Annotated in this window: 12 protein-coding genes; 3 read left to right on the forward strand and 9 right to left on the reverse strand. The window is 49.7% G+C overall.

Translation table 11 applies throughout. The annotated features are described in order from the left end of the window. Window positions 1-67: 67 nt before the first annotated feature. Window positions 68-667, forward strand: a complete 600-nt coding sequence (locus tag L6H65_RS04230; RefSeq protein WP_236339192.1) for a biotin transporter BioY — start codon at window positions 68-70, stop codon at window positions 665-667. 20 nt (window positions 668-687) lie between these two features. Here L6H65_RS04230 and L6H65_RS04235 read toward each other — a convergent pair whose 3' ends face one another. Together L6H65_RS04235 and L6H65_RS04240 are read right to left on the reverse strand one after the other, a co-directional pair. After that, window positions 688-1,167: a YhjD family protein gene (locus tag L6H65_RS04235; protein ID WP_236339193.1), complete on the reverse strand. Its 480-nt coding sequence runs from the start codon at window positions 1,165-1,167 to the stop codon at window positions 688-690. After that, window positions 1,164-2,423: a DNA polymerase IV gene (locus L6H65_RS04240; protein ID WP_236339194.1), complete on the reverse strand. Its 1,260-nt coding sequence runs from the start codon at window positions 2,421-2,423 to the stop codon at window positions 1,164-1,166. Before L6H65_RS04240 ends, L6H65_RS04235 begins: the two co-directional genes overlap by 4 nt. A gap of 183 nt (window positions 2,424-2,606) precedes the next feature. Between L6H65_RS04240 and L6H65_RS04245 the strand changes: the two genes are divergently transcribed. Further along, a complete protein-coding gene (locus L6H65_RS04245) occupies window positions 2,607-3,863 on the forward strand; it encodes an MFS transporter (protein ID WP_236339195.1) in 1,257 nt (418 codons plus the stop codon). A 628-nt stretch (window positions 3,864-4,491) separates the two neighbouring features. Further along, window positions 4,492-6,132: a diguanylate cyclase domain-containing protein gene (locus L6H65_RS04250; protein WP_236339439.1), complete on the forward strand. Its 1,641-nt coding sequence runs from the start codon at window positions 4,492-4,494 to the stop codon at window positions 6,130-6,132. Window positions 6,133-6,267: 135 nt separating this feature from the next. On the opposite strand, the gene helD is transcribed toward L6H65_RS04250, so the two are convergent. From helD to L6H65_RS04285, 7 genes are all read right to left on the reverse strand, one after another. Next, window positions 6,268-8,658: an RNA polymerase recycling motor HelD gene (gene helD, locus L6H65_RS04255; RefSeq protein WP_236339196.1), complete on the reverse strand. Its 2,391-nt coding sequence runs from the start codon at window positions 8,656-8,658 to the stop codon at window positions 6,268-6,270. Between the two features lie 356 nt (window positions 8,659-9,014). Then, window positions 9,015-9,665 (reverse strand): cell wall hydrolase, encoded by a 651-nt coding sequence (locus L6H65_RS04260; protein WP_236339197.1) that lies wholly within the window; start codon window positions 9,663-9,665, stop codon window positions 9,015-9,017. A 201-nt stretch (window positions 9,666-9,866) separates the two neighbouring features. Beyond that, window positions 9,867-10,736: a protease modulator HflC gene (hflC, locus tag L6H65_RS04265; RefSeq protein WP_236339198.1), complete on the reverse strand. Its 870-nt coding sequence runs from the start codon at window positions 10,734-10,736 to the stop codon at window positions 9,867-9,869. Further along, window positions 10,733-11,761, reverse strand: a complete 1,029-nt coding sequence (gene hflK / locus L6H65_RS04270; protein ID WP_236339199.1) for an FtsH protease activity modulator HflK — start codon at window positions 11,759-11,761, stop codon at window positions 10,733-10,735. The genes hflC and hflK overlap by 4 nt, the downstream gene beginning before the upstream one ends. Before the next feature lie 77 nt (window positions 11,762-11,838). Next, entirely contained in the window at window positions 11,839-12,057 is a 219-nt protein-coding gene (locus L6H65_RS04275) for a coiled-coil domain-containing protein 22 (protein ID WP_236339201.1), read from the reverse strand. Between the two features lie 150 nt (window positions 12,058-12,207). After that, window positions 12,208-12,621, reverse strand: coding sequence for a disulfide oxidoreductase (locus tag L6H65_RS04280; protein ID WP_236339203.1), 414 nt, complete (start codon window positions 12,619-12,621; stop codon window positions 12,208-12,210). Between the two features lie 26 nt (window positions 12,622-12,647). After that, entirely contained in the window at window positions 12,648-13,313 is a 666-nt protein-coding gene (locus L6H65_RS04285) for a DsbA family protein (protein ID WP_236339204.1), read from the reverse strand. Window positions 13,314-13,717 lie beyond the last annotated feature (404 nt).

Consider the following 13,717-nt stretch of genomic DNA (forward strand, 5'->3'; position numbering starts at 1 on the left):
AATAAAAATCGATCATGCTACAATGCAAATGTTCATATTAGGTTAACAAATTAAAGGAGATCCTGCAATGAAAACTGTTTTATCTATGAGGGGCATCGTATTCAGCGCGCTTTTTGCAGCCCTGCTTATCGCATCCAGTTATGTGAACCTTCACTTGGGCTTCTCGCCGGTTCCGATCACGATTGAGAATCTGGTCGTCATGCTGACCGGCGCCATTCTTGGCCCCTTGTACGGCTTTCTCAGCGTATCGCTTGTCATCGTGCTTTCCGTGATCGGCATTCCCACACTGCATGGCAGCAGCGGCGCCGCTCTTCTGCTGGGACCAACAGGCGGGTTCATCTGGGCCTATCCTTTCGCCGCCCTGTTCATCGGCCTTATTGTCCAACGGATTAAAGGGCGCTCCGCAGCAAGCATCGCCCTCATCTGGCTGACACTGGAGCTGTTCGGCTCGCTGCTTCTGTACGTATTCGGCGTACCTTGGCTCGCGCATTCAGCCAACTTAACCTGGCAACAGGCGATGGCTCTCGGCTGCTACCCTTTTTTGGCTGGAGATGCGGTCAAAGCGGTCATTGCAGCCATCATCATCCTGCCGGTCAGAAACGCTTTCCCGATCTCCCGCATTACAGGCGCCAGACCAGCCCGACAGCAGTCCGCCACTCGCAGATAAGATAGCGCGGCCGAGCCGAGCTACTTGCGAAACAGGACTGCTATATATTTGGCAATGCGCACACTGGCTTCCGCACGGACAACATCTCGAATCATCGTGAAATTGTCCTCGTAGCCGCGGCAAATAAAGCGGAACTGGATTGTATTGTCGATCCGTTCCTCTTCGTACACTTTAATATTCCGTTCCTTCAACACTTTCCGAACACGGACAAGGTCGGTATGGATCAGGTCTAGAAGCGCTTGTGCTGCGTTGACGTAAAGCTTCCGCAGCGAGTAGGTCGTGTTTTCGATTGATCTGAGATTGGTCTCCACGATGGAGAGAATAAGAGGCAGAAGCGCATATTCACGAACAAGGTTAATTTCCTCCGTGGTGGGTATATTTTTGCGCGGGGCTGATTCTCTCTCTCCTCCCTGTCGGTGTTTAATTAAACGCTCGCGGTGCTCGGGCAGCATCATACGGCTCGATTCCCATAGTCCATTTCCTTCAAGTTTTTTACTCATTTATAATGCCCCCCGATTTTGATCGCACGCTCACGCGCTTGCCCCGCCTCTCTTAACGAGGATGCCCGCAATATCGATGCCACGCCGTATCTCTGCTTGATGCCATCAACTGCCCGGTCCAGATCGCGCAGCTTCTCGCGCTCCCCCATCGTCAGCTGGTACTCCCGGTCACCCGTTAATGATGATAAAGTTACTGCGAGCTTGCGGACGGGCAGGCCATCCCAATGCCGATTAAACAGCAGCCTGACAGCCTCGTATACTTCTACGGCTATATTCGTCGGATCCGCAAGCTTCATCTGCCGAAAGAAGCCTGTGGGCCGATCAAAGTCCGCTCCCTGGGCTCCCGCTGCAACAACCCGTCCCATATATCCCTTCTCACGGCAGCGGCGGCAAACCTCATCGCTTAACTCCAGCAGCACCGTATCAATTTCGTCCCGACTGCTGTAATCGCGCGGCAATGTCATGCCATGTCCGACCGATTGCTGAAAATCGTGCGTGCCCGGCGTAACCGACGAATCATCGACGCCATTGGCGGTACGCCAGTAGACTTCCGCATTAATATCGCTGTTCTTGCCTAAGCGAAAGCGCATTTTCCGTTTCAAATCCGGCAATGGCGTGGACGCAAGATCGCCTATTGTCTCTATTCCCATACGGTTAAAGTGTGATGTCATTCGGCCGGCCACACCGAACATATCGCTAATTTGCCGAGGCCACAATGTCATTGGGAGGTCTGATTTCCGCAGCGTAAAAATACCCGATTCGTTCTTCTTCGCGAATAGGTCGCAGGCCATTTTGGCAAGAATTTTCGTTGAGCTTATACCTACTCGCGCCCACACCCCCGTCTGAGTCCGCACCCTCGTTTGGATTTGCTGCGCGATCTCTTCAGGCGATCCAAAGAGCGCCGCCGATGCCGTTACATCGAGAAACTGCTCGTCGATGCTGAACGACTCAACCAGTTCTGTAAAATGCTCGAACGTTTTCGTAATTAACATGGATACGTCAATATAGGTTTGCATGCGGGGGCGAATAACGATGAGCTCCTGACACTTGGCAAGCGCCTGGCCAAGTGTCTCGGCAGCCTTGATGCCGTGAGTCTTGGCAATGGGACATGCCGCGAGAATAATGCCGCTGCGGCGTGTCGGATCACCCGCCACTACAACTGGCTTATCGTGATATTCCGGATGAGCCGCTTTCTCTATGCTGGCATAAAACGACTGGCAATCCACTAACATAATAACGCGCTCAACCGGTATCATGACACACCGCCTCCAAATACGAACATGTGATCCTATTATACACCGAATGTATGTTCGTAATGCAACGGTAATTCATCCATTTTCAGCATTGAAGAGGATAAGCTGTAAAAAAATGCGCGAATTTATACAGAATATGATAATATATAATAACTTAAACGTTTAAGTTATTAAGGAGGCATGAATGTGTTTATTCCTACTCAAGAAGCAGCTCTGCCCCGGCAAGAAACGCAAAGCATTTGGCGCAATCGAAATTTTGTATTGGTGCTCTCCGGCTACACCCTCTCTACCTTCGGCAACTGCTTTCACAGCGTCGCGCTTAGTCTATGGATATTGCAATCGACCGGAAGCGCCCGTTATATGTCCGCGATAATGCTGATTTATATTTTCACCCAGTTAGCCTTCGGCACCTTGGCAGGGACCGTTGTCGATCGGATGGACCGGCGAAAACTGATGTGGATGGCGGATTTCATCAGAGGCGCGCTCGTGCTTGGAGTCGCCCTTTGCGTCTCCGTTCCGCACATTCCCATCGCGGTTGTCTTCGTGCTGACGGCATTAATCGCAGTGGGCGGTTTGTTCCAGTCCCCTGCTCTGCATGCCTCCATCGTCGATATCGTCGGTGCATCCAAAGTGCAGAAAGCGGTAGGCTTTATCAATATTAGCGATAATACCGCCCGAATTTCAGGCCTGGCCCTTGGAGGCGCATTTGTTGCGCTGTTCGGCGGCTCGGTAGCTATTATTGTCGACGCCTGCGCTTTTTTCCTGTCCGCGCTTCTGGTGCTGGCATGCAGCCGCTTCTCCGTCTCTCATTCGCATTCTGGACAGCGCGAACGGCAAACCTTTTGGCAGGATATGAAATCGGGACTTCATTATATATGGAGGGATTCCTTCATACGCAGCCTGGTCTTTCTTTCGCCTATCGTCAATACCTTCTTCCTCGCAAGCCTGATGCTTGTCCAGGTCATGGCGGTTAAGCAATGGGCCGCGACTCCCGTGCAATTCGGCTTGATCGAAGCTTGTATCCCCAGCGGATATATTATCGGAGCCGGCATTATTCTGCTGGCCGATGCAAAAATGAAGCGACGAGGCTTATGGATCTGCTTCAGCATGATCGCAATGAGTCCCGTCCTTGTCACGCTGTCGCTGTTGTCCTCTGCTTGGCCGGCTATCCCGCTTATTCTGCTGATGGGATTTTTATTTTCCTTCTGCACGATGCTGTCCAGCATTATTTTGCGGCTCAAGGTGAGCCCCGAGGTGCAGGGCAGAGTGTTCGCCACGCTGGGCTCCCTGTCCAGCGTACTTCCTCCGGTCGGAATCGTAGCCGCATCTTTTGTTGCCGATTTGAAAGGACCTGATCTGCCCTTGACAGCGAGCGGCATTGCTTTGCTCATTATTAGCCTGCTCTTCGTGTTGTTCCAGAAAGCGTTAAGGACGTTCCGCTGATCAAAAGCAGGGCCATGTCATTCAATACTCTGCAGCGCAAAAAAACGATCCAGTGAGGCGGGCTGCCCGCACATCACAGGATCGTTTTACTACGATCGGAGCCTTTAGGGGGTCCTTCCGTTCTTTTGCCCATTATCCCCAACGCTCAGAATGACTCGTCGCCCCTCATCAATGACATATGGGTTACGCTTCACGACAACGCGTCATGACAACGCTTCATGACAACACTTGATAGCAATGCTTGATAGCAACGCGTCATGACAACACTTGATAGCATGCTTGATAGCAACGCGTCATGACAACACTTGATAGCAATGCTTGATAGCAACGCTCCATGACAACACTTGATAGCAATACTTGATAGCAACACTTTGATGATCGATCGCTCTCTGAGCGAAAGGGATAGTGGGCAAAAGAACGCTGAAGGGGAGTAGCCTCCTCCTGTGCTGTCCTTCTATGATGGAAGCGGATCGCTCTTTGAGCAAACTGCTCTTCAACGATAATTTTCAACAAAAACCGCCAAACACACTCCTGCTTGCGCTATAATAATCGGATACTATCTATACCATCACCGTCCCGGTCCATCCAGCCGGACTGCCCCTCAGGAGGAGATTCATTCGTGCATTCAATGAGCCTGCGCACTATTCTTTCCCTTGTATTCGCCATACTTATCATCCTCATGTCGATACTCCTCAGTATGACGACAAGCAGCCGCTCAACCAGAGAGGTCGAGGAGAAAATCGGCAATACCCTATCAGAAGTATCTTATCAAATGGCGGAAAATCTGGATCATTTCATGTGGTCTCGCGCCGGCGAAATTCAAATTATAAGCAAGCTGGACGCACTGCGCAACCCGAATAATCCAGAGCGGGTACATGAACTGCTGGAGGATCTCAAGCTCAACTTCCCCTCGTTTACCTGGGTTGGATTCCTCAATCCGCAAGGAACGATCGTTGCTTCAACCGGCAACATATTGGTTGGCACAGATATTTCCAAACGTCCAGTATATAAGGAGGCGCTGAAAAGCCAGTTCATCGGCGATGTCCACGATGCCGTTCTGCTCTCCAAGCTGCTTCCCAACCCCAGCGGCGAGCCGCTTCAATTCGTCGATATCAGCACTCCTGTCCACAATGCGGAGGGTGAATTCGTCGGCGTCCTGGCCGCGCATTTGAGCTGGGAATGGTCACGGCAAGTGGAGCGCTCCATTATGAAGCCCATCTCCGACCGTATGGAAGAGCTTGAAATCCTGATTGTCAGCAAACAGGACAATGTCGTCCTCATGGGTCCCAAGGCTATGATCGGCCAGCCGCTTGAGCTGGCAAGCATTCGCGAAGCGCAATCCGGCAAGAACTATTGGCGAACCGAGAAATGGCCTGATGGCGTAACCTATTTAACAGGCTATGCGTACGGGGATGGCTACTTGAATTACTTAGGCCTTGGCTGGACAGTTGTCGTTCGCCAGCCTGCAGATATCGCTTTTGAATCTGTGAACCAGCTTCAGACGTCCATTATAACGATCGGTTCCCTCGCCGCTGTCCTGTTCGCGGTGGTTGGCTGGTTTATTGCAGGCATTGTCGCCAAGCCGCTGAAACGGATTGCAAGCGCGGCAGACCGGCTTCGCAACGGCGAGCAGGTCGAAATTCCTTACCAGCGAAGCTACAAGGATATCGAAATTTTATCCGCTTCTCTCCGCAGTCTCGTTGACAATCTGACACAAACGGAGAATGAGCTCGGTGCAATGAAGAGCTTGGCGCATCATGACAAGCTCACCGGACTTCCCAACCGGATTGCGCTGGATTCCTATTTGGACAAAGCCATTCACAAAACAGGGCAGGACGGAACCGCGCTAGCCTTCCTGTATCTTGATCTGGACGGCTTCAAGAAAATTAACGATACACTGGGACATCTCGCGGGCGATCAGTTGCTCCAGCAAGTGGCAGTACGTCTCCAATCCTGTGTGCGAAGCGGCGAAATCATCTCCAGACTCGGTGGCGACGAGTTTATCGCTATCCTTCATACCTCCCGGGAGAATGCGGTTCAGGAAAGCCGCCTCATCGCGGATGAGATCATCCGCAGGTTGAATGAATCCTTCCTCATCGACGGCCAGCAAATCAAAATCGGCTGCAGCATAGGCGGATCTGTCTGGCCAACCGATGGGATGGAGCTCATTGAGACGATGCGTCTGGCAGACGCAGCATTGTACGCCTCCAAGCGGGCCGGCAAGAACTGCACCACCTTTGCTTCCGAGGAGGCAGCGGGCGTAACATAGCCGTCGCTCCGCCTCCACTGCTGCTAACGCGCTGCAGATTTCAAGCCTGAATAACCGAAACGATAGCAGTCATAACCGTAGCGCAACCGCTCATTCCAGCTCTCGACAGACTGCTGCTCATCTGCCCCTGCTCTATTAAACCGAATTTACCGTCGCCGTTTTCTGCGATTCTAATGCACACAGTCGCTTCGCTTCATCTGTAATAAACGGACTCCACTCACCCTCTGCTGCATATAGGTGCAGCTCATGCATAGCTCGTGTGCATACCGTATAGAACAGCCTCCGTTCACTCTCACGGCTGTATTCTGATGACGAGGCATCGTAGACAATAACTGCATCGAACTCGACCCCTTTGGCGAGATAGGAGGGAATAACGATGACTCCCGGCTCAAAGGATTCCGTTTCCTTCTCAAGCAATCGAAGCTCCGGAACAGCTTTCCCCAGCGCTTCATACGCAATTCGGCTCTGACTCACCGTCTTGCAGATCACGGCTATAGTCCCATGCCCTGCGGACAACAGCGCTTCAATTCGACAGCTGACCAAACGATGCAGCTCCGTCTCACCTGCAGCAGACGTTAGAGTCGGCTCCAATCCATCGCGATTAAACGGTTCAATCTTGTCTCCGCCTTCAATAAGCCTGCTCGTAAACTCCACAATCTGCCGTGTCGAACGGTAGCTTCGCATCAGCATGATCGTCTCCGTCTCCTCCGGCTCGAACAGCTCCGTTAACGCGGCGAACCCATCGCTCCCACCTGATGTGTGGGCATTAATGGATTGATTCAGATCACCAAGCGCCGTCACCCTGCTTCGCGGGAACATCCGCTTTAAAAAAACGAATTGAAAGGCCGTATAATCCTGTGCCTCATCAATCAAGAGATGGCGAACCGACGTATTCGTCTGAAAGCCGCGTATCCGTTCAACCAGATACAAGAACGGAGTCGCATCCTCATAGGCCATTTCTCCGCCATCCAGCCGATTCACCATTCCCGCGCAAATCTCCGGCCATGCAGCAGGGAGCTTGCACCCTCCATTGGCAATAGAAACGGCAAAGGCAGGATCAGTGAACAGCTGGCGATAAATCGCCTTCAAGTCGATGAAGCCAAGCTTCTTTATGCGCGAGCGCAGAGGCTTGAACTTCTCCGCCACCACATATTTCGCCAGAAATCTATGTTCGCGATCATAATCGTTGAAGGATTCTTCAGTGAAGCCCTTTTGCCGTTTCAAACTTTGAAACGCCTTCAGATACGTTTCTTTGTCGAGCAGCTCGACTTCCTTCTCCACCCATGCCTCGCTGCAAGCCGCTTGCTCACGCTCCTTCAGCTTCTCCAGCAGCCATTCCGCCACAAGTCTCAGACGGTTCGGGATCGCAATTGAGTGATCCAGCGAATAGAAATACGCCTTCAGTGTATCCGCGTCCACCACCGATTCGCCGCGGAACAGCAGGCTGCGGAATATGAGTCCCTGCTCGCCCAGATAAACCAGATAACGTTCCATGAGCTGAGCGTAATTCATGGATGCCTTATAACGAATCCCTTCCATTCGAGCCTTGTATCCCGGCTCATCCGCATTAGTTAAAGCATATTCAAGCTGAGCATAGGGCCCTTCCAGCTTGAATGCTTTGCCAATCCGATAAACAAGGTAATCCTGAAAGGTCGTTTGCTGCATATTTTCCTCACCCAGCTCGGGCAGCACTGTCGCCACATAGCTGTTGAACATCGGATTCGGCGAGAACAATACGATTTGATCGGCGGTAAGCACTCCCCGGTAACGATAGAGCAGATACGCGACACGCTGGAGCGCTGCGGATGTTTTTCCGCTGCCAGCCGCGCCCTGCACAACGAGCAGCCTGCTGCGCTCATTGCGTATAATTCGATTCTGTTCCCGCTGAATCGTCGCGACGATGCTTTTCATCTGAGCATCGGACTGCCCTCCGAGCACCGCCTGCAGCAGCTCGTCACCGATCGTCACACCTGTATCGAACAGACTGAGGATCACACCTTCCCGAATCATATACTGCCGTTTAAGCTGCAGCTCTCCTTGAATAGTACCCATCGGCGTCTCATATTGGGCAGGTCCAGGCGGATAATCATAATAGAGGCTGGACACCGGCGCACGCCAATCGTAGATCAAATAATTCTCATCACTGCCATCGCGCAGCGATGAAATACCGAGATAGATGGCTTCCGCGCTCTGCTCGCCTTCCTCCGCATAATCAATCCGCCCAAAATAAGGCGAGTGCTGCAGCTTATTCAACGTTCGAAGCTGCAGAGCAGCCTGACGGTGCGTCCGCTCCCGCTCGGACAACAGCTCTGCCTGCTGCTTCAGGCTGGCAAATGTCTCTGCCCTCTCTGCCGCATCATCAAAATTGACGGTAACGTCATCCCAAAAGTTTTTACGTATATCAATCATCTCTGATTTCGTATCCAAAGTCTCCTGCTCCAGCAAATGAATCCGTCTGCTAATTTCTGATACGACCTCATCGACACGCTGCTGCTCCAGCGACCAATTCTGATTCGTTTGATTCATAACAACCACCCTCTTCTCCAAAACTACGGCTTAAACAATAGGCCTCCAAAGCCTTCTACAACAAACAACAAGCTTCTCCAATCAACGCTTGACAGCAATTAAATCTCTGTGATATAATTATTTTGGATAATACTATCCACGAAGAATAAGTTGTTTGGATTCCAAACTTGATTTTATCAGATTTCGATCGGAAGATCAACCTGATCTAACTATAATACATAGAGGCTGCCCCGTAAGTAGTTTACTACTAACAGGGCAGCCTTTTAATGTCTACCTTACGCAAAGCCAGCAGCTCTTTTGCATAAGAATTAGCTGGCTTTGCTGAACAGAGATATATTTTCACCAAAGATCACGGTTTATTTGGCAAACACGTGACTCCCGATTTTAACGATAATCTCGCGTGTTCGAATCCATTGTGAGGTGGCGACATCTGGATTGTAATAAAATAGTGCATTGCCAGTGGGATCCCAGCCTTTAACGGCATCCTTGGCCGCTTTGAAGGCAGTCTCATTCGGGATCAACCAATATTGCCCGTCCATAACTGCCGTGAAGGCATAGGGCTCCATTATAATATCCGTTAACGTATGCGGAAACAAGGATGACTGCAGCCTGTTCATCACAACAGCGCCTACCGCCACTTGCCCCTTATAGGACTCGCCGCGAGCTTCAGAGTAGATGACCCTCGCAAGCTTGGAAAGCTCCGGCTGACTGACTGAAACCTTCTTCAGCGCAGACCATGTACGGGCCCCGGCGACTCCGTCAGCGGGAAGGCCGTACTTCTTTTGAAAACGCGATACCGCATTCCGGGTAGCTGGACCATAGTAGGTCGTTATGGCTGAGGAATGGTAATGGCCAAGCAGTTGCAGCCTGTATTGCAGGTCCGGCACATCCGGCCCGCTGCTGCCAAGCTTCAATGACGCCGGGGCAGCAGCTTCAGCATAATCAAACGGGGTAGCTGCTGCAATCAATACAATAAAAAGAATCAAAGTACGAAGATGCCTGAACATGATGTGTAAGCTCCTCCTCGCGCTTTTAGCGCAATAAGTTTGGGTCTCTGCCCATGCCACTGATTGTAGCATGCTGGCAAGCCGCTCTAAGCTTTCCTAAAAAATTTTAATGTACCAAAATATACAATCAAAAAAAGCCCCTTCAAAAGCCACTATAGCAATAGTGGTTCTAAAGGGGCTTCAACAGCCTGTGCCTATCTGCTACTGCTTGCCGAGCAATATCTTCGCATAAGGAGATTCAATCGGCATAATAATGACTGGTTCATTCTTCATCGTCGTCACATAGCTTTCCAGCGTACGATAGAAGCTGTAGAACTGCGGGTCTTTGCCATAGCTCTCGTTGTATATTTTGGCTGCTTCCTGCTCGCCTTGCGCTACGATTTTCTTCGCATCCGCTTCCGCCTGAGCGATTAATTCAACCGCAGCGCGATCAGCCTTGGAAGTGATTTTTCGTGATTCCTCGTCACCCTCGGACAGGTAACGCGCTGCAATGGATTGGCGGTCAGAGATCATTCGGTTGTATACGCTTTGCTTATTGCCTTCCGGCAAATCTGTCCGCTTGATTCGCACATCAATGATCTTGATGCCGTAATTGTCGCGCTCCAGCGCAGTCGATACTTCCTTCGTGATTTCATCATTAATATTACCGCGTTCCGTATTCTCACTAATGATATTATCGTAATTGATTTCGGAGAGCTTGCGGCGCACCGTGTTGTAGACAGCCTCATCGATCCGCTGCACCCCTGTTGTTACTGACTGAACGGATTGAAGGAATTTCTCCACATCCACAATTCTCCACACCGTATAGTTATCGACAATAATCGGCTTCTTGTCTTTCGTCAGTATAGAGGTCGGGTTACTGTCATAGGTCATTTGATATTTAGGCAGCGACTTCACCGATTCGATAAAAGGAATTTTGAACCGCAGTCCCGGGCTTTCGCTTACTCTGACCGCCTCACCGAACTTAAGTACGACCTTGTATTCGCCTTCCTTCACAATGTACATGGAAGAGAACACAAGAATGACTGCGACGACCGAGGAAAGCGCAATGATTATAGCACGTTTACTCATTTCGATGCCCCTCCTTGTCCGGCGCTGCTAGCCCCTGAAGCTGCGGCTGCACTGCTGCCGCCTCCTCGAAGCAGCTCGTTAATCGGCAAATATTTGACCATTTCTCCCGATGATTCTGAGATAAAGAGCTTCGCATTAGGCAGGATTTTCTCCAAAGTCTCAATAATTAACCGGCTCTCGGTCACGCTTTTATTAGCCGCGTATTGGGATTGAATAGCATTAAACTTGGCTACATCACCCTGCGCGTTCAAGATACGGGACTTCTTCTGCGCTTCCGCGTTCTCGATCAGAGCCTGCGCTTCACCCCTTGCTTTCGGGATGCGGTCGTTCTCATATTTGGCTGCATTATTAATTTTCGTATTCTTCTCCTCACGGGCGTTCGTTACCTCACGGAATGATTCCTCTACTTGCCCGCTCGGCGGTTCAATATCCTGGAATTTAATATCGACAATATGAATGCCTGTTTCATACTTTTGATGCAATTCAAGCAGCTTGGCATACACTTTGCTTTGAATTTCAGTCTTGCCGTCCGTTATTGCATAATCCAGCTTGGATGAGCCGATGATGGATCGGATGGAAGAAATCGCGGAATTGCGAAGGAACGTCTCAGGGTCCTCTATATTGTACAAATAATCGCGGATATTGCTAATCTTCCACTGTACAACGGCATCCGCCGAAACGATATTCTCATCTCCTGTAATCATCAGCGCTTCTTCATCTACCGGGGTGACTGTATCACCTTCCTGACGATAACCGATATAGATGCGCTGCGTCAGATTAGCCGGAACCTTGATGACCTTCTGTATCGGATAAGGCCACTTAAACCCCAGCCCTGCTTCACTCTCGCCGGTGTACTTTCCAAAGGTAAGAATCGCCGCCTTCTCCTGCTCCTCGACCGTATAGAACATCGTGCTGCCAAAACCCAATACTACGGCCACAATAACACCGATCACAATCTTCTTCACCAATCCAGGCGGAAGCTGTGGAGGCTTGCTAGGCTGAGGTCGTTCCATAGATTCGTACATTTACCTTCCCCTCTCTATTGTTTATCTAGACTTGATACGAATCAACAGCGGAAATGTTTCAATTTTTTTCAAGCAGCCTATCCCTGCGGGCCCTTGGCCAGCAGCTCTCTAATCTCCGCAAGACGTTCAATCATGCTTCTCAGCTCAATAGCCAAAAAATCCTCATCAGCCGCCTCAAATGCCTGCTTCAGTTTCACCAAGCTTGCTTCCGCGTCCGGCAGCAGCGCAAAGGCTTGCTCTGCATGTCCATAAAATGGATGAATCATTGTTTGTGCCTTGGAATCCCCTGTCATCATGTCACTCCTTCGATTATTTATAAAACATCTCACTAACTCTAACATCTCCTGGCAAGCAAAGTCCATCGATACTCCGCTCCCTCTCGGCATTCTCCGCACACCAAAACAACCACCCGCAGATGGCTGCGAATGGTTGTCCGATCGAACTAATTATTTGGTCGACGATTTCGTGAAAATCATTAGAATCGTAATAAGCGTAAACGCAATGAGCGCAAGGAACGGAATCGTGATAAATCCGAGCCAGTTAATATAATCAATGTTGCAGGGCACACCATATTTGCAGGGCTTAATCGCAGCGAATCCGGGAACCTTTTGCTCCAAGTAGTGAAAGAGCGCGATGCAGCCACCGAAAATGCTTAAAGGCAGCACATACTTCTTAATGGACTGTTCTCCTGTAAATGCCGCAATACCTAAAATAATACTCAATGGATACATCAGAATCCGTTGATACCAGCATAGCTCGCACGGTATGTATTCCATTACTTCACTAAAGTACAAGCTGCCCAGAGTAGCTACAAGCGCCACAATCCAAGCCAAGTACAACGTATAATCGCGAATACGCATAAATTGCCCCCTCTCCGACCCCTGATTTATTGCTTTTCTTCAATTAATTTCACAATAGCGTCATAATCGAATGGATCGTCCAGCATGACATCATTAATCATAATCGTTGGCGTTTGCTTGATTTTATAGTCTTTCACCAAAGCTTCGTCAACACTCACTTGCGGCTGAGTCGCCAGAGTTTCGATATCGCTTTTCAGCTTAGCCGTATCGATAGCAGGCTGAATGGTTCCCGCAATCTCCAGCATTTTATTCAAAGTCACCCAATTGCTCTCCATATCCGGCTGCGCATGGAATATTGCATCATGATAAGGCCAGAACGCTTCAGGATTTTGCGCAAGCACCGACTCTGCAGCAAGCGCGCTCATTCTCGATTCTTCTGCATGGAACAGCACATTAATGTAGGAAAAATTAGCTTTTCCAGTATCGATATAATCCTTCATAAGCTTAGGAAATACTGTTGTGCTCCATGCTTTGCATGCAGGACATTTGTAATCCCCGAACTCATATATAGTTACCTTCGCGTCCTTGTTTCCGAGAAGCGGTTGGCCTGTAAGATCAGGCGCGCTGCCAAATGTTTGATATTTGCCCGCTTCATTCGACAACTGAGTTAAAACAAATAATGCGATAAGCAATACGAGAATAACTAGTGTGAAGATAACTAAATTGCGTGATTTGGCTTGTTTTTTGGCCATTAAATACCTCTCCTATTTCGTAGTTTAATGATGTAATAAGCGCTTGAGTACAAAGTGCGGGGCAATATTCGCTGGCTTGCACAGACATTTTATCACAAAATCGTTCATAATGTGTGAATGGAGTTTGACAAACATGCAAATCCTGACGCTCTCTGGGTGTATCCCCTCTCTATTTTTACTTAAGGCCATTATCCCCTTCGCTCAGAGAGCGCATTTGCACATACGACAACGGCCTTTCACATCTATTCTCGCTGCTACCAAATATTCAGAATATCACCGCTCAAAACCCTGACCCCACAAACAGCACACAACCTGCCAAAAAATAATTGATTATAATCAATCCTTGAAAAAGGAACATATGTTTGGTAAAATAAAAACAAGAACACACGTTCCTTTTTATCGAG

This window comes from Paenibacillus plantiphilus (genome assembly GCF_927798095.1).
Taxonomy (GTDB): Bacteria; Bacillota; Bacilli; order Paenibacillales; family Paenibacillaceae; genus Paenibacillus_Z; species Paenibacillus_Z plantiphilus.